At 63.4% G+C, this 17,633-nt stretch carries 13 protein-coding genes and 1 tRNA gene; 9 read left to right on the top strand and 5 right to left on the bottom strand.

The window, feature by feature from the left end; translation table 11 throughout:
* Positions 1–94 precede the first annotated feature (94 nt).
* Together C448_RS14775 and C448_RS14780 are read right to left on the bottom strand one after the other, a co-directional pair.
* Positions 95–868, bottom strand: a complete 774-nt coding sequence (locus tag C448_RS14775) for a lipoate--protein ligase family protein (protein WP_004055924.1) — start codon at positions 866–868, stop codon at positions 95–97.
* Positions 865–1,137 (bottom strand): hypothetical protein, encoded by a 273-nt coding sequence (locus C448_RS14780; protein ID WP_004055925.1) that lies wholly within the window; start codon positions 1,135–1,137, stop codon positions 865–867. Before C448_RS14780 ends, C448_RS14775 begins: the two co-directional genes overlap by 4 nt.
* Positions 1,138–1,371: 234 nt before the next feature.
* Here C448_RS14780 and C448_RS14785 point away from each other — a divergent pair, with 234 nt between their 5' ends.
* Positions 1,372–1,551, top strand: a complete 180-nt coding sequence (locus tag C448_RS14785) for a cold-shock protein (protein ID WP_239640595.1) — start codon at positions 1,372–1,374, stop codon at positions 1,549–1,551.
* A 134-nt stretch (positions 1,552–1,685) separates the two neighbouring features.
* Complete coding sequence (locus C448_RS14790; RefSeq protein WP_004055927.1) at positions 1,686–2,903, top strand: acyl-CoA dehydrogenase family protein; 1,218 nt, start codon at positions 1,686–1,688, stop codon at positions 2,901–2,903.
* A gap of 111 nt (positions 2,904–3,014) precedes the next feature.
* Here C448_RS14790 and C448_RS14795 read toward each other — a convergent pair whose 3' ends face one another.
* Positions 3,015–4,166 carry a thiolase family protein gene (locus C448_RS14795; protein ID WP_004055928.1) on the bottom strand — a complete coding sequence of 384 codons (1,152 nt, stop codon included), beginning with the start codon at positions 4,164–4,166 and terminating at the stop codon, positions 3,015–3,017.
* Positions 4,167–4,606: 440 nt separating this feature from the next.
* Here C448_RS14795 and C448_RS14805 point away from each other — a divergent pair, with 440 nt between their 5' ends.
* Complete coding sequence (locus C448_RS14805; RefSeq protein WP_004055929.1) at positions 4,607–5,236, top strand: hypothetical protein; 630 nt, start codon at positions 4,607–4,609, stop codon at positions 5,234–5,236.
* Between the two features lie 67 nt (positions 5,237–5,303).
* Here C448_RS14805 and C448_RS14810 read toward each other — a convergent pair.
* A tRNA-Val gene (locus C448_RS14810) sits at positions 5,304–5,378 on the bottom strand.
* Positions 5,379–5,510: 132 nt separating this feature from the next.
* Here C448_RS14810 and trpD point away from each other — a divergent pair.
* The 6 genes from trpD (at position 5,511) to C448_RS14840 (ending at position 15,946) form a co-directional block, all read left to right on the top strand.
* The gene (trpD, locus tag C448_RS14815) at positions 5,511–6,530 is read left to right on the top strand and encodes an anthranilate phosphoribosyltransferase (protein WP_004055930.1); all 1,020 of its coding nucleotides are present in this window, start codon (positions 5,511–5,513) and stop codon (positions 6,528–6,530) included.
* Positions 6,527–7,171 carry a phosphoribosylanthranilate isomerase gene (locus tag C448_RS14820; protein ID WP_004055931.1) on the top strand — a complete coding sequence of 215 codons (645 nt, stop codon included), beginning with the start codon at positions 6,527–6,529 and terminating at the stop codon, positions 7,169–7,171. Before trpD ends, C448_RS14820 begins: the two co-directional genes overlap by 4 nt.
* Positions 7,168–8,760: an anthranilate synthase component I gene (gene trpE, locus C448_RS14825; RefSeq protein WP_004055932.1), complete on the top strand. Its 1,593-nt coding sequence runs from the start codon at positions 7,168–7,170 to the stop codon at positions 8,758–8,760. The genes C448_RS14820 and trpE overlap by 4 nt, the downstream gene beginning before the upstream one ends.
* Positions 8,757–9,392: an anthranilate synthase component II gene (gene trpG / locus C448_RS14830; RefSeq protein ID WP_004055933.1), complete on the top strand. Its 636-nt coding sequence runs from the start codon at positions 8,757–8,759 to the stop codon at positions 9,390–9,392. The genes trpE and trpG overlap by 4 nt, the downstream gene beginning before the upstream one ends.
* Before the next feature lie 35 nt (positions 9,393–9,427).
* On the top strand, positions 9,428–10,741 hold the full coding sequence (locus C448_RS14835) for an NHL repeat-containing protein (RefSeq protein ID WP_004055934.1): 1,314 nt from the start codon (positions 9,428–9,430) through the stop codon (positions 10,739–10,741).
* Positions 10,742–11,758: 1,017 nt separating this feature from the next.
* Positions 11,759–15,946, top strand: a complete 4,188-nt coding sequence (locus C448_RS14840; protein ID WP_004055935.1) for an intein-containing adenosylcobalamin-dependent ribonucleoside-diphosphate reductase — start codon at positions 11,759–11,761, stop codon at positions 15,944–15,946.
* A gap of 26 nt (positions 15,947–15,972) precedes the next feature.
* Here the strand turns inward: C448_RS14840 and C448_RS14845 are convergent, their stop codons facing one another.
* On the bottom strand, positions 15,973–17,559 hold the full coding sequence (locus tag C448_RS14845; protein WP_004055936.1) for a molybdopterin-dependent oxidoreductase: 1,587 nt from the start codon (positions 17,557–17,559) through the stop codon (positions 15,973–15,975).
* Positions 17,560–17,633 lie beyond the last annotated feature (74 nt).

The raw sequence follows: 17,633 nt of genomic DNA on the forward strand, positions 1-17,633 counted from the left end.
TGAGAGTGGTGTTCCCGATATATGGTCGAACGCCTCGGATTTTGCTATCCGATCCAGAAAGCCACGGCGGTGCTCCGATTCCGCGCTACGAGGCCTACAGACGCTTGTTCCACTCGTCCGTCCGGAACGTCGTCTCGGCACGTCGCTCCGCCGCCATCAGCTCGTCATCGGTCAACGATCCCGCTTCGCCACCGTAGGTGGTGCGGAACTCGTCTTTGAGGCGGTCGATGACGGCTTCATGATCCTCGGCAACGTAGTCCGCGATGCGGGTGACGCGCTTCTCGGCGGACGTGACTGCCTTGTCCGAGAGTTTCTCTTCACCGATACGAAGCGTCCGGAGCATCGCCTCGATATCGAGCGCGTAGCTCATCGTGACGTGGTGGAGCACCGCGTTCGAGCGCCGGAGCTGGGCTGCACCGCCGATCTTGCCGTCCTCGTGGGCGATATCGTTGAGCGGTTCGTGAACGGCTGCCAGTCCGAGACCACGGAGTGCGTCGATCGCCCATCGGTTGAGTCGTTCGTAACTCCGCTCGATATCGTCCGCGACTGCCGCGCGCGGGAGATAGATCGAGTAAGTGATCACCGCGCCGGGTTCGGCGTACATCGCACCGCCACCGGTGATCCGTCGCACGACGTCGATATCGTGGTCGCGGACGTACTCGTCCGCCACTTCGTCGGCATAGGCCTGGAATCGACCGATCGGCACCGCCGGTCCCGTCCGATACCAGAAGCGGATCGTCGGTGCCATCTCGCCGTCGTCGAGACGATCGATCAACACGTCATCGAGCGCGTGGTGGACCGGTTCGTCGTGCACACCGTCGTCGATGATCCGCCAGTTTTCGTCGGATGTGACTCCGGGATCGGTCATCGGTCGATCGCCTCCCGGACCGCCTCGGCGAGATGGGCGGCCGAAAAGCCGATCAGCTCTGCGTCGACCGTCTCGATCGCGTCAACCAGCTCCTGTTTCGGGACGTCCGTCGGTCGCCCCTCGATCACCCGTTCGAGCCGCTCTCGCGCCTCGGGCGGTTCGAGGAAGAAATCCCCGGTGATCGTGACCGATTCGATGGTGTCCTCGTAGGTCGCGGTCACGGTGACGAGCTTGCCGTCCGGCACTTTCACTGATCCGGTCTGCTCCATGGTTGCTCGTACGGTTGGCCATGCCGAATATCTGACCCTGATCGACGCTCCGCGTTCAGAGCGGGCTGTATCGGGTCCACTGCTTCCGATGTTTGCCGGGTCGAACTCGTCATTTTCGTTCTGTCACTCAGCATCTATTTCCTCCATCATTCTTCATTACACCAACATCTATTTGAGGGTCGGTACCATGGCTATGTACAACCAATGAATCACGAATCACTGACAAAAGGAACGGTGAGTCACGTGAATGCCGCCAGTCAGTCGGGGTTCATCGAAACCGAGGCGACAGCGAAGGATGTCCTGTTCCTTCCGAACGCTGTACGGGATCACCTGCCCGAACTCGGGGAGGAGGTCACGTTCGAGATGGTCGAAACGAGAACCGGACCGCGTGCAGCAAAGCTTTCGCGGACGTAGTTCGTTCACCGTTCCGGATCGCACGAGTTCGTTGCCGACACCGTCGGACGGACGTCCGTGTAGATCGCGCTTCGAGCAGTGAGGCGTCGGTAGCAAGGTCTTATGTAGGATGTCGACGAACCGCATGGATACTCATGGGACGATCAGCGAACGATTCCGGTGTCGCGTTCGATATCGACGAGGAAACCCAGCTCATCCTTCGGAGTCTCGACGAGTTCGTGGAACAGGAGGTCGAACCGATCGCCGCGGAACTCGGGGAAACGCTCACGAACCCACGACTCGGCCACGAACCCGATGGGCGATTGACCGACGAGGTTCTCGGTGCGATCGGGCGCGTCCGCAAACGGAGCGCCGAGGCGGGCTACTACGCGATGAACATGCCGAGCGACGTCGGCGGCGAGGACGTGTCGGCGGTGACGTGGTATCGGGCGAACAAACGCCTCGCCACATCCGCCGTCCCCCTGTCGAACGAAGTCCTCGCGGGGCCGGCGGGCCCGAAGCCGCTGCTCGCGGCGGCCGAGGGTGACCAGATCGAAAACTATCTCGAACCGGCGATGCGCGCCGAGAAGACGACGGCGTTCGCCCAGACCGAGCCCGGGGTGGGCTCCGATTCACCGAACATGGACACCAACGCCGAGAAGGACGGTGACGAGTGGGTTCTCGACGGCACGAAACAGTGGATCACGAACGCACCCTACGCCGATTTCGTTCAGGTGTTCGCACGGACCACCCCACAGGCTGAAGCGGGTCGTCACGGCGGGATCACCTGTTTCATCGTCGAAGACGATGAGTTCGAACTCGGATCGCTCAACAACGCCGTCGGATCGGTGGGCCGACAGGCCGAGGTCCGGCTCGACGACGTTCGAGTCCCTGCCGATCGCGTGCTCGGCGACGTCGATGCGGCCTTTTACGATGCAATGGGATTTCTCGGCCTCGGCCGGCTCGAGATCGGTGCCCAAGCGATCGGCAGCGCCGAGTGGCTGCTCGATCGTGCCACCGAGTTCGCCACCGACCGCGAGGCGTTCGACCGCTCGATCGGCGATTTTCAGGCGATCTCGCACAAGATCGCTCGCGGGCGTGCCAACGTCTACGCCGCCGACGCCGCCGGGTTGCGATGTGCGTGGACGCTCGATGGGGGCGACCCCGCCATCGCCGAGTCGTCGATCCTGAAGTGGTTCGCGACCAACACGTTCTGGGAAGTCGCCGACGACGTGGTGCAGGTTCACGGCAGTAGCGGGCTCGCGGAGGAGAACCCGTTCATGGACCGGCTCCACCAGGCACGGATCTTCCGGGTGGTCGAGGGGACCGACGAGATTCAGCTCAACACCATCGCGAGCCAGTACGGCCTCTGAATCTCCGAACGGATTCGTGATTTCGGGCCGACTGTAAACACTCGGCTCGACGCTATCTCACGGGTACCATCGCCTGCCGCCGCTGTTCCAATCTCGGCTGAAACGACCGCCTCAGATCCGCTCGATGAGCGTGGCGATCCCTTGGCCAAAGCCGATACACATCGTACACAGTCCGTACCGGCCGCCACACGCGTCGAGTTGGTAGGGCAGCTTTCCGAGGAGTGCCGCACCGGTCGCACCGAGCGGATGACCGTGGGCGATCGCGCCACCCCAGACGTTCGTTCGGTCCCAATCGGCACCCGTCTCGTCGAGCCACGCCGCGACGACCGACGCGAACGCCTCGTTGACCTCGAAGCGGTCGATGTCGGACACCGCCATGTCGTTCGCGTCGAGCAGTTCGTTCGTGGCTGGGATCGGTCCCGTGAGCATCGTCACGGGATCGACGCCGACGACGTGGCTGTCGACGATTCTGGCCATCGGCTCCCAGCCGAACCGCTCACACGCCTCGCCGCTTGCGACCAACGTCGCCGCCGCACCATCGACGATCCCCGAGGAGTTGCCGGCGTGGATCACTCCCTCGCCCTCCTCGCGAAACGCCAGCGGGAGATTGCCGAGCGTCTCGATGTCCGTCCCCGGACGCGGGTGTTCGTCCGTCTCGACGTGGGTCGTCCCGCCATCGAGCTCCACCTCGACGGGCACTACCTGGTCGTCGTAGTGGCCGGCAGCCGCGGCGTCGGCCCAGCGGTTCTGCGAATCGACGGCGATCCCGTCGAGATCGTTTCGGGAGAACCCCCACTCCTCAGCGATCCGTTCGGCACCTTCGCCCTGTGTGGTGAGCTCGTCGAACTGCTCGAAGTAGGTGTCGGTGAGACTGCTGCCGGCCGATCCCATCGGAACCCGGGTCATGTGCTCGACACCGCCTGCGACGAGAACGTCGTGGAAGCCCGCACGGATCTGTCCCGCCGCGAAGTTGATCGACTGCTGGCCCGACCCGCACATCCGGTCGAGCTGCACACCCGGCACGTCGTCGCCCCAGCCAGCCACCATCGGGGCGATCCGTGCGATGTTGTTGGCCTGTTCGTCCACCGGGTCCACACAGCCGTAGATCACGTCCTCGATGTCGTCGGGTCCGGAGAACCCGTTACGCTCTTCGAGCCGTTCCAGCGGCATCGCCGCGAGATCCTGTGGATGGGTGTCCCGAAACGAGCCACCGTGCTTGCCGAACGGGGTCCGCACCGCGTCGACGATGTACGCGTCTGGCATGGTCTCCAGTCGTTCTAGATGGGCTTATTCTTTTGCCCGATCGATCGTTATATTCTGGGGTGTACTCGCGTCTGTCTCGATTGGGCGTCAAACACTACGCCGTCGAACCGCTCGTGCAACGCCATCTCGTGGACTTTGCGGCCAAGGTTCACGGATCGCATCGCGGAACACATCTTCATGATCGTCGTGCCGGCGCTCGTCATCGGCATCCATGAACTCGTCAACGGGGTGGCGACGACCGAGGACGCGACGGTGTCGGACGGGTAGCGAACCGACCAGGCAAACTGAACGAGATGAAATGGCAGTCTAAGAGTCTCAACATACGATTGGATGGTTTCACATGGCATTACGATGGCTGCTCTACGAAAATCTGGCTACGATCCCCGTACTTGTTTTACCGACCCCAATGATTATCATCCGAAAGGTAGCATTGTCGGCCGATGGTCATAACACAGGAAGAGTACGACAGGATGTCTATCAGATTCAAAAGAACAATTCGCACTACCGATTCGGAAGAATACATCATCTTTTCCGACGATCCGGATGCGGGTGATGAAGACATTGCCTCTTCCGGATCGCGAGTAGGACATATAATAATTCAATATTTTGAAAATAATCTCTCAGGCACGTACATATCCGGTACGCTCCTTCTCGAAGGAAACTGGAACAGCACCCCAGCAAGAAATCTGGCGAAGAAATTCGATCGTGATATTGTGGACACCATCGGAGCTGGCAACAGAGAACAGAGGGAATCGTTCAACGTGCAGATCTACGCGGGTCAATGGATGGAAGAAATCACCGATGGTGTTACTGACGATAAGGAAAGGGGCCTGTACGGAATCCACAGACGTTTTGATAAGACTCAAAACATGGTAGAGACACTACCAGAAGAGTTCTCAGAAACGGTCGAAGATGTCGTTGGTAAGCAATATGACGAAATCGAGGATATCATCGAATCGGATGCGGATGAAGAGGACAAAAGGAGACAGATTCGAGATCAGCTAACCATCGGCCTTGAACGAGGTTTGCCGACGTTTCTATATGAGAACAGCGTAGAAGAACGTAACTGAGTTGTGTCTGACCAAAACCGACGAAAGACGACCAGGTCTAATCAAACGAAACCGTTCGTTCCAGTAGTGGGTTCGGGCGGATTTGAACCGCCGGCCTCCTCCATGTCAAGGAGGTGTCATAACCAGCCTAGACCACGAACCCTTGCTCTACCCACAGTTCAGCCGCGGGCCTAATTGAAGGTTTCGGAACGAAGGCACAGTGTGGAATCGCTGACGGTAGATTTAAGCCGATGTACGATCTTGTGCATTACAACGCGAATCAGTACATCCACACATGCAAGAGTACATCGCACGGGTGGCCGACGGCGAGGATCTCTCGCGATCGGCCGCGCGCACGGCGGCCACGGAGATCTTCGAAGGGGCGACCGAGGCACAGATGGGAGCGCTGCTCGCGGCGCTGCGGACGAAAGGCGAGACTGAGACCGAGATCGCCGGCTTCGCCCAGGGAATGAGCGCGGCCGCACGCACGATCGAACCCGACTGCCGACCGCTCGTCGACACCTGCGGGACGGGCGGCGACGATCACGACACGATCAACGTCTCGACGGCGAGCGCGGTCGTCGCCGCCGGTGCGGGTGTCAACGTCGCCAAGCATGGCAACTACTCGGTTTCCTCCTCGTCGGGCAGCGCCGACGTGCTCCGCGAGCTTGGCGTGGACATCGACGCCGAGCCCACGGATGTCGAGGCGGCCATCGAGCGCCAGGGGATCGGGTTCATGCTCGCGCCGGTGTTCCACCCCGCGATGAAGGCGGTCATCGGCCCGCGCAAGGAGCTCGGCACGCGGACGATCTTCAACGTGCTCGGCCCGCTGACGAACCCGGCGAGCGCGGACGCACAGGTCGTCGGCGTCTACGATCCCGATCTCGTCCCCGTGCTCGCCCGCGCGCTCGCCCAGCTCGGCGTCGACCGCGCGCTCGTGGTGCACGGCTCCGGCATGGACGAGATCTGTATTCACGGCGAGACGCGCGTCGCCGAGGTCCGCGGCACGGAGATCGAGGACTACACGCTGACGCCCGAGAAGTTGGGCCTCAATGCAGCCCCCGTCGCGGCGGTCGCGGGCGGCACGCCCACCGAGAACGCCGCCGACCTCCGGGGGATCGTCACCGGCGAGATCGAGGGGCCGAAGCGCGACATCGTGCTCGCGAACGCCGGCGCGGCGGTGTACGTCGCCGGCATCGCCGACAGTATCCAGGATGGCGTCGAACGCGCCCGTGAGGCCATCGACACCGGTCGTGCCCGCGAGAAACTCACCGCGCTGCGCACGGCCGAGGCGGTCGCGAGCGAGGGACGATGACCCGCACGAAACTCTGCGGGCTGACCCGCGACCGTGATCTCGACGCCGCCATCGATGCCGGCGCGGACATGGTCGGGGTCGTCTCGCGAGTCCCTATCGAGACGCCGCGTGAACTCGCGCCCGATCGTGCTGCCGCGCTCGTCGATAGGGTTCCCGAATCCGTCACAAGCGTTCTCGTCACGATGCCCGACACGCCGGACGAGGGCGAAGCGCTCGTCGACCGGGTCGCGCCCGACGCGATCCAGGTCCACGGCTGCTCGCTGTCCGAAGTCAGGGAGCTCTCGGCACGCATCGCCATCCCGGTGATCGCCGGCGTCGATGCGGCCGACGACGATCTCGACGAGTACGCGACCGTCGCCGACGCGCTCGTGCTCGATTCGACCGACGAGCAGGGTGCGGGCGGCACCGGCGAGACGCACGACTGGATGCGTGCCCGGGAGATCGTCGCCGACCTCGACGCTCCCGTCCTGCTCGCCGGCGGCCTCACGCCCGAGAACGTCGCCAGTGCGGTCGAGACGGTCGCGCCGTTCGGCGTGGACGTATCGAGCGGGATCGAGGACGAGCGAGGCACGGGCACCAAAGACCACGCGAAGCTCCATGAATTCGTCGCGCGTGTCAGCGGGGAGCCGTTGCGCGCATGAACGACACCGCTCTGTCGCCGGGTCGCGAGCGGTTCGTCGATCTCGCGAGCGACCGGGACCGTCCGGCGGTCGTGCGTGCCGTCGCCCGGCTCGACGTCGACAGCGAACCGCTCGCGGCGTATGCGACGCTCGCCGACGATGCGGACCACACCTTCCTGCTCGAAAGCGCCGAGAAGGTCGCCTCCAGCGACCCCGACGGGGCGTTCGCGCCCACCGAGGCTGACGGCCACGCGCGCTACTCGTTCGTCGGCTACGATCCGGCGGCGCTCGTCACCGTCGGTCCGGACGGCACCGAGATCGAGTGTTTCGCCGAGCGATATCGAGGAGCGTTCGACAGCGACACGGGCGACGTTCTCGACCGGCTTCGCGGCGCGCTGCCCGATGCCGATCGAGTGAATTTCCCCGACACCGATCGCCAGCAGCTCGACGGCGGGCTCGTGGGCTACCTGGCCTACGACTCGGTTTACGATCTACAGCTCGACGAGATCGGGATCGATCGGCCCGATTCATCGGTGCCCGACGCGCAGTTCGTCCTGACCACGAAGACCGTGGCATTCGATCACGCGTCCGAGGAAGTCTCGCTCGTGTTCACGCCGCTCGTTCGCCCCGACGACGATCCCGCCGCGATCCACGACGCGATGGCTGCCGAGGTCGCGCGCGTTCGCGAGGAACTCACCGCTGCGACGGTCGACGTGGGCGGGTTCGAGCGCCGCGGGGGGACCGCTGGCTCGCGTGAAGAGTACGAAGAATCCGTTCGACAAGCGAAGGAGCACGTCCTCGATGGCGACAGCTATCAAGTGGTGCTCTCGCGCGCCCGCGAACTCGTCGGCGAGGTCGATCCGCGCGGGCTGTACGCCGCCCTCCGCGAGATCAACCCCTCGCCGTACATGTACTTGCTCGAATATGGCGACCGCTCGGTGGTGGGTGCGAGTCCCGAAACACTCGTCTCCGTTCGTGGTAACGAGGTCGTCTCGAACCCGCTCGCGGGCACCTGTCCTCGGGGATCGAGCCCGGTCGAGGATCGGCGGCTCGCGGGCGAACTGCTCGCCGACGAGAAGGAACGCGCCGAGCACACGATGCTCGTCGATCTGGCGCGCAACGACGTGCGACGGGTGAGTCGCCCCGGCTCCGTGCGTGTCGCGGAGTTCATGACTGTCCTGAAATATTCTCACGTCCAGCACATCGAATCCACGGTCACAGGAGGATTGACGGAGGAACACGATGCATTCGACGCGGTGCGTGCGGCCTTTCCGATGGGCACGCTCTCGGGCGCGCCGAAGGTCCGTGCGATGGAGCTCATCGACGATCTCGAAACCTCCCCACGGGGACTGTACGGCGGCGGCGTCGGCTATTTCTCCTGGAACGGCGACGCCGACATCGCCATCACGATCCGGACGGCGCTGATCGAGCACGCCACGGGGTCGTCGGGAGCGAACGAGGATCGGATCACCGTACGGGCTGGCGCGGGCGTCGTCGCCGATTCGGAGCCAGCGAGCGAGTACGACGAGACCGAACAGAAGATCGAGGGCGTGCTCGCCGCGCTCGAACGCATCGAACGGCCGTCGATGACGCCGGAGCCATCCCGATGAGCGAATCGACGAGCCCCATCGACGCCGCCGACCGCCCTGAGGTCCTGTTCGTCGACAACTTCGATTCGTTCACCTACAACCTCGTCGAGTACGTGAGCGAACACGCGAACACCCACGTCGTGCGCAACACGGCTTCACTCAACGAAATCCGCGCTGCCGACCCGGACGGGATCGTCATCAGTCCTGGGCCGGGCCACCCGGAAAACGACCGCGACGTGGGTGTCACGCTCGACGTGCTCCGAGAGATGAGCCCCGGAATTCCGACGCTCGGCGTCTGTCTCGGGCTGGAAGCCGCGGTCTACGCGTATGGAGGATCGGTCGGGCGCGCGCCGGAGCCAGTACATGGAAAGGCCGTCTCGATCGATCACGACGGTCGCGGCGTGTTCGCCGATCTCGATCAGGGGTTCCAGGCAGGGCGCTATCACTCGCTGGTCGCCACCGACGTGCCCGACTGTTTCGCCGTGAGCGCGCGCACCGCCGACGGGCTCGTGATGGGGATCCGCCACGGCAGACATCCGATCGAGTGCGTACAGTTCCACCCGGAAAGCGTGCTCACGAGTGTCGGCCACGACGTCCTTCGGAACTTCGTTTCTGCGCTCGATGGCGAGCGCGTCCCGAGCGCGAATCAGTAGCGTTAACCCGACCAGCCACGCAGTCGGCACAACCAATGCGTTCGCCCTCTCGCCAGCGCCTCGGTGCGCTCCTGGTGGTTCTGGCCGTCATCGTCGTCGTCGGGCCACTCGCCGTGAGCGCGGCGACCACACCGACTGCCAGCGCGGCCGACAACGATTCGACGCGCGGTGCGACGCTCGTCGGAATGCAGTCCGAAGGAGCGGTCACACAGTACGACGCGAACGGCGACGAGGTCTGGACCGAGCGCGGCGAGAACGTCGACTACTTCGACGTGACGAAACTCGACAACGGGACGGTGCTCGCGGGCTTCATCGTCGAGGGCGAGCAGTCCTGTGGCGAGTACGAAGCGCCCTGCTCGCGGACGGGTTATCGACTCATCGAACCCCAGCCCGAGCCACACGTCGTCAACGAGTGGTCGTTCCCCGTGGCGACGAAGCTCAACAGCGAGGTCCACGACGCGAACATCCTGTCCTCGGGCGAGGTGATCATGACCGACATGGACGCCGAGCGCGTGTTCACCATCGCGCCCAACGGCACGACCACCTGGCAGTGGAACGCCAGCAACTTCTACGACGCGCCGCCGGACCCCACCCAGACCGACTGGCTCCACATCAACGACGTCGACCCGATCGGCGGCGATCGATACATGGTCTCGGTCCGGAACGCGAACCAGCTGCTCGTCATCGAGCGCGGTGAGGGCGTCGTCGACGTGATCAACGAGGACACCGAGCGCGGCAACGACCAGAACTGCAAGGCGAACAACGGGCTGGCCGACTACAGCAACGACAGCGGTGGCGACGTGCGCTGTGGCGATCCGGAGATCCTGAACCATCAGCACAACCCGCAGTATCTCGGACCGGACGCGATCCTCGTCGCCGACAGCGAGAACGACCGCGTGGTCGAACTCCACGAGCGCAACGGGAGCTGGGAGGTCGTATGGGGCGTCGATTCGTCCAACGGCGTCCGCTTCGACTGGCCGCGTGACGCCGACCGCCTGCCCAACGGCAACACGCTCATCACCGACAGCCGCAACAACCGCGTCGTCGAGGTCACGCCCGAAGGCGAGACCGTCTGGAACACCGACACCGGGATCTGGCCCTACGAGGCCGAACGGCTGCCCTACAACGAGATCCTCAATGACGACCAACTCCCGCGGATGAACGGCACCGGCGACACGCCGACGACGAGTGGGGAGACGCTCCCGCTGCTCGGACAGGCCCACGCCGGCCTCTCCTACGTGGTGTCGCTGCCGGTCTGGTTCCAGCCCTGGCATATCGGCGCGCTCGCCCTCGGCGTGATCTTTGCGCTCGTCGGCGGCGTGCTGGTCTGGAGCGGTCGGCGGCGGTAACGCTCGCGCCCCGCTTTCGAACGAACCCCTTCACGCTTCGTCTGCAACCCACCTTCCATCGGCCGATTTTTCACGGCACGATTACTTCCACTCCGTTCTGGATACGTTTATAACTCTTTGGGGATTATCTAAGGAAACAACCCACGGATAGTGATATTCGAGTCGTCTCAACAGTATATTCAAATGAAATTGCAAAAAATCAAATGAAGACGGATAATTTATTTGGATGGCCATTGAACAAGGGATTCGTCACCGAATGACCGACGGATGATCGGACGCCTACGCCAGCCCTAGCATCTGGCTCTGCTCCGCGATTCCACGCACCCAAAATCACCATGATGCGCAAACCGACACAAGGAGATGAATCTCCGACTTCACGAAATAAGGTAGAGCAGATGGGAGCAGTTGCGATTGTTGTTAGTGCCGCCTACGTAGCAGCACGCTCCATCGTCCGGTATCTGATGACATTAGCATCGCTGGAGCAAATCATTGCGGGACTGCTAACTGTTGGTATTACCCTCATAATACTCGCAGTGCTGTGGCTGCTCTCGATTGTGACATCAGGTTAGCGTGATCCCGGCATGCTTGCCGGAGACCCACGCCAGCCCTAGCAAAGACTCAATTCGAGGGCATCAACTTAAAGATTGATTTTCGTCTGTTGTTTGTGAGTCTATTGATTATACAAATGTCTAATAGATAGGGCCATTAGAAAATACAGTCGCTTCCTCTGGATCATCAAGCGCAGTCGTGTGGTTTTTCGTCAGACAAATCACTTTCACTCCAGACAGGGTATGTTTATACTGCTCCAGCGGGTACCTTCGGAAGCAACCGCGATCAGTGAAAGCCGCATAGTACCAACAGCATAATCAACTAAACTTGCAAAAAATCAAATGAAGACGGATAATTTATTTGGGTGGCCATTGAACAGGGAGTTCGTCACCGAATGACCGATTTTACACCACACCGAAAGGGGAGTTTTGCCCGTCAGCGCCCGCACGCTGCCGGAGGGGACGGTCGATGAGCCGCGCGGACCGCTCGGCCGACGAGGTCGTCCTTCCCGTGAAGCGCACCGACGGCGACACGCTCGACGAGCGCCTGACCGCGAACGCCTACGAGAACATCCTGCCGGCGCGCTATCTCCGGAAGGACTCCGATGGGGAGCTCGTCGAGACCCAGGAGGATCTCTTCGTGCGCGTCGCGAAGAACGTCGCGCTGGCCGAGGCGGTCTTCGAGGCCGAGCGCAACGACATCGAAGTCAGCGTCACGCCCGACCAGCTGAAGCCCGACCATCCGCGCCGCGACCACCTCGCGAGCGAAGTGTTCGGGAAGGGGACGACGGCCGACGACGAGGCCGAGACGGCGCTGTCGGCGTACAACGTCAACAAGTTCGCCTACGAGACCGTGGTGCCCGAGCTGCCGGCGGAGATCCGGGACCACGTCGAGGCGACCGCGCAGTCGTTCCAGGAGTCGATGGAGGAGCTGTCGTTCATCCCGAACTCGCCAACGCTGATGAACGCCGGCGACGAACTCCAGCAGCTCTCGGCGTGTTTCGTCGATTCCCCAGCCGACGACATCGACGACATCCACGAGACGGCCAAGGAGGCCGCACAGGTCTTCCAGTCCGGCGGTGGGATGGGCTACGCGTTCTGGAAGCTCCGCCCGTACGGCGACGCGGTGGGCTCCACGGGCGGGATCGCCTCGGGGCCGATCACGTTCATGCGCACGTACGACCAGATGTGCGAGACGATCGCGCAGGGTGGCGCGCGTCGCGGCGCACAGATGGGCGTCATGCGCGTCTCGCATCCCGACGTGATCCAGTTCATCCACGCGAAGAACAAGGACGTCTCGCTGGCGCACTCGCTGCGACTCAACGATCCCGACGACTTCACGCACACGCAGTTCGTCGACGCGCTGGAGGAGGCCCGCGAGCTCATCGACGACGAGGGGAAGGTACCCGAACACCTGCGCAACGCCGTCGAGGGCCATCTCTCGAACTTCAACATCTCTGTGGGCGTCACCGACGACTTCATGGACGCGCTCGAAAACGGCGAGGAGTTCACCTTCACCAATCCACGTACTGAGGAACCACATATCGCCACCGCCGAGACGAAGGAGCTCTACGACTGCTACGATCTCGGCGAGCACGTCGAGGTCGGCGAAGAGCTGTCGATCCCGGCCGCCGACCTCTGGGAGCATATCGTCGATGGTGCCTACCAGAACGGCGAGCCCGGTGTCATCTATCTCGAACGAGTGAACAAGGAGCACTCCTTCGACGTCGAGGAGCATCCCGACCACGAGATCCTGGCGACGAATCCGTGTGTCACGGGTGATACACTCATCAGCACCGAGCGGGGACTGGTTCCTGCCGAGGAGCTGTACGAGCAAGGCGTCGCGACGGACGTTGTCGTCGACGGCCGGTTGAGTGACGACCGTATCAAGGAAGCCAGCAGCGTTTACAAGACAGGCGAGAAAGACGTCTACGAACTCTCCACCGAGGAAGGGTACGAGCTCCGGCTGACTGCCGATCACCGCGTGATGACCGACGATGGCTGGGTCGAAGCGGGAGAGCTCGACGCCGGCGATACCGTTCATATCGCGGATCGCAAAGGTGCGTTCGGCCAGCACGGCACGGTCGAGGAAGGGAAGGTGCTCGGCTGGCTCGTCGGTGATGGCCACCTCAAACACGGCGAGGAGCGGGCCGTCCTGAACTTCTACGACGAGGACTGTGCGATTTCCGAGGAGTTCGCTGACGACGTGAACGACGTGGTACGTGAACCCGTCGGCAACGCGAACTACGAGGTCGGCGTCAGCCAGATTCAGCGTGCCGACGAGTATCGTGGTGTGGACGCACGTGAGGAACGCATTCGTTCGTCACGGCTCTACGAACTCGCCGAACAGGCTGGACTCGTCGAGGAGAAACTGCAGGTTCCGAGCAGCGTCTTCCAAGGGAGCGAGGAGATGGCTCGGGGGTTCCTCAGAGCGCTGTTCACTGCCGACGGAAGCGTACAGGGGACGCGGGAGAAAGGCTTCTCCGTTCGACTATCGAGTTCGGAACGCGACTTACTTGGCGACGTCCAGCGACTCCTGTTGAATTTCGGTATCCGGAGTACCATCTACGAGAACCGTCGCGATGCCGGCACACGGGAGCTACCGGACGGCAACGGTGGGACGAAATCATACGACGTGAGGGCCCAGCACGAACTCGTCGTCTCGGGTGCGAGACTTGTCGCGTTCGAGGAGGAGATCGGCTTCTTGCTCGACGACAAAACCGACGCCCTTGCGGAGCGACTCGACAGCTACGGGCGTGGACCGTATCTCTCGAAAGCCGAGGCCACGGTCGAATCGGTCGAACTGGACGGCCACGAACCAGTGTACGACCTCACGGAACCGGACACCAACTCGTTCGTCGGCAACGGTCTCGTGGTTCACAACTGCGGCGAGCAGCCGTTGGAGGAGTACGAAGCCTGCAATCTCGGCCACATCAACCTCTCGACGCTCGCGGCGACCGATGCACCCGACTGGCGGGTCTGGTCCGACGAGCACGCCGACGAGTACGACAGTCGGGAAGCAGCGATGGACGCTTACCTCGACGAGGCTATCGACTTCGAGGCGTTCGATCACCGCATCGAACTCGGTACGCGGTTCCTCGAAAACGTCGTCACGATGTCCGACTTCCCGGTCGAGAAGATCGAGCAGAAGGTACGAGAGATGCGCAAGATCGGGCTCGGCATCATGGGGCTCGCACAGCTCTACATCCAGTTGGGCGTGCGCTACGGCTCCGAGGAGGGCAACGAGATCGCCCGCCAGCTGATGGAGCACATCAACCACGGCTCGAAGTCCACCTCCCACGAACTCGCCGAGCAGCGTGGAAGTTTCGAGGACTGGACGGACTCGAAGTACGCCGATCCCACCGCCTACCGCGAATGGTTCGAGGCCCAAACGGGTGAATCGGCCGACGACTGGGCCGACGGCTACCCCATTCGCAACCACAACACGACGACCATCGCCCCGACGGGGACGACCTCGATGGTCGGCAACACGACGGGTGGCTGTGAGCCGATCTACAACGTCGCCTACTACAAGAACGTCTCCGACGACGTGCAGGGCGACGAGATGCTCGTCGAGTTCGACGACTACTTCCTCCGGGTCTTGGAGGCCAACGACCTCGACGTCGACGCGGTGAAGCGCGAGGCCCAGGACCAGATGAGTAGCAATGAGTTCGACGGCGTCGAGGGGCTCGAAACGGTGCCCGCGGCCATCGGCGAACTGTTCGTCGTCACCTCGGATCTCTCGGGCATCGAGCACGCGGGCGTCCAGGTGGCCTGTCAGGCCGGCGTCGACAGCGCCATCTCGAAGACCTGCAACTTCCCGAACAGCGCCACGAAGGCGGACATGGACGAGGTCTACCGCTACATCTACGACAACGGCGGCAAGGGCGTGACGGTCTACCGCGACGGTACGCGCTCGAAGCAGGTTCTGACCACGCGGGCGGACAACGCCGAGTTCGCCGACGACGAGGAGGCCGCGGCGGTCATCGCCGAGCAGATCGAGGAGGTCTTCGGCGGACTCGCCGAGTTCCTCGACCACGAGGACGTGCGCGGGACGCTTGCGACCGAGGAGGCGTTCGACGAGCCGGTCTACGCGGCGAAACAGCCCCGGCCGGACGTGCTCCACGGGATGACCCAGCGCATCGATACGGGCTACGGCAAGCTCTACGTCAACATCAACGAGGACGAACAGGGTCGGCCGTTCGAACTGTTCGCCAACATCGGCCACTCGGGCGGGTTCACCAACTCCTTCACCGAGGCCTTGGCCAAAGTGATCTCGACCGCGCTGCGCTCGGGCGTCGCGCCCAAGGAGATCGTCGACGAGCTCGACGGCACCCGCAGTCCGAAGGTCGCCTGGGACAAGGGCGAACAGATCCAGTCGATCCCGGACGCTATCGGTACCGCGATGCGTCGGTATCTCGACGACGAGATCGAGAAGACCTACCCTCAGCAGCGCAACCTCGCGGAGATCGCCGACGACGAGGGCGCTGAACCGGAGGCCGACGGCGGCGTCGCAGCCGAATCGGACACGACCGACGACGTCCAGGAACTCATCGACAACGGCGAGAGCCCCGAATGTCCCTCCTGTGGGGCGTTCACGCTGTACTACTCCGAAGGCTGCAAGACCTGCGAATCCTGTGGCTGGTCGGAGTGCTGAACTGAACGCCGAACACCGATGAACCGTTATTTGACCGTTTTCGAGACCCAGCCGCTCGCGCCGCGCGGGTAGGGTCCGCTGTTTTTCTTCGGCTGCGTCGTTCCGGAGCCGTCGATCGCACGGACGACGACCTCGTGTTTGCCGCCCGGCGGCTCGTAGCTGTACGCCCACTGCTGCCAGACGTCGCCCCCGAGGTTCGGTTCGAGGACGTCGGAGAGCCGCGCCTCGTTCCACGAGGAGCCGCCGTCGGTCGAGACCTCCACCTTTCGAATGCCCCGAGTGCCGGCGTTCGCGTGGCCGGCAACCGTGATCTCGCTATCGCCCTTGTTCGTCGCGTGGAGTTTGGCGACCGTGTTGGCGGGGCCGGTGCCGTGCCAGCCACGTTTCTCCCAGAACCCCTTCGCCGGGCGCTCCAGGATCTCGAGCTCGTCGATCCACTTGACGTTGATCTCACCCCAGTGGCCCGGCACCAGCAGTCGGACCGGGTGGCCGTGCTTGCGTGGGAGGGGGTTGCCGTCCTTGCCGTAGGCGAGCATGCCGGTTGTCAGTGCCTCGACCGGGAACTCCTCGGCGTAGCCGTCGACCGAGCGGGCCATGACGTACTTGCCCTGGAGGTTCGCCGTGTCGAGCAGTTTCGACACCGGCACGCCCTCCCAGAGCGCGTTGTCCATCTTGTCGCCGTTGAGTGGGTCGCTGACGCAGCGCAGCGTCATGAATCGGAGCTCGCTCGCCATCGACGTGAGCTGATCGTAGTCGACGGTCCGCTCGTTCCCGACCGCGCCGGTCAGCGACAGCGACCAGTCGTTCGCGTTCACGTTGGGGTTGACGTTCGCCGTGTCGACCTCGTAGAAATCCTCGCCGCTGACCAGCCCTTCGAGCCCCGAAATGCCGAGCGAGGCCGATTCGGCCTTCGAGAGGAGCTGGCCGGCAGATGGTCTTCCGCCACCCCCGCCACCACCGCTGGCGTTGGCCCCACCGCTCGCGTTCCCACCTGCGCTCGCACCGCCGGCAGCGCCCGCACTCGCTGCTGCGGAGTCGCCCGCCTCCCCGTTGCTGCCGAGCGTGTAGCCGAGCACGCCGATCCCGAGCGTGCCGGCGAGGCTTCCGAGCATCGAGCGCCGCCCCGTCGACACTCCTTCCCGCCGTTCCGTGCCGGTCGTCGTAGCGATCGCGATAGCGACCACGAGCGCGCTGGCGACGCCGGCCCCGAGCGCGGGCACGATCGCACCGGCCACGATCACCGTCGCGAGCGAGACGAGGACGCCCGTCAGTCCGATCGAGAGAGTGGCTGTGCCGAACTGGCGACCGGTGGCGAGCGCCGCGAGCGTGAGACAGGCGAACAGCCCGGTTCCGATGGCGAGCGCGAGCAGGAGGTTCACCTGCTGGCCGAGATGTTCGATCCCGAACGCCTGGCCGAACTGGGTGAGCGGCCCCTTGGCGAACGTCAGCAGCGCGGCCGGGACGTTCTGTGCGAGAACGGCGGTGATCGGTGCGACGACGAACGAGGGCGTGTAGCCCGCGAGCGCGTACGATCCGACGACGCCCGCGATGCCCGCGAACACCGCCGTCACGATCGCCGGGGCGAACGATCCGTCCGTGGAGACGTGGCTCATGCCAACAGGAGGGACGACGGGCGGATGAATCTTGACCGAACTCCGACCCAATTTCGCCCGACGGCCAAAGGTTC

Source organism: Halococcus morrhuae DSM 1307, assembly GCF_000336695.1.
Classification (GTDB): domain Archaea; phylum Halobacteriota; class Halobacteria; order Halobacteriales; family Halococcaceae; genus Halococcus; species Halococcus morrhuae.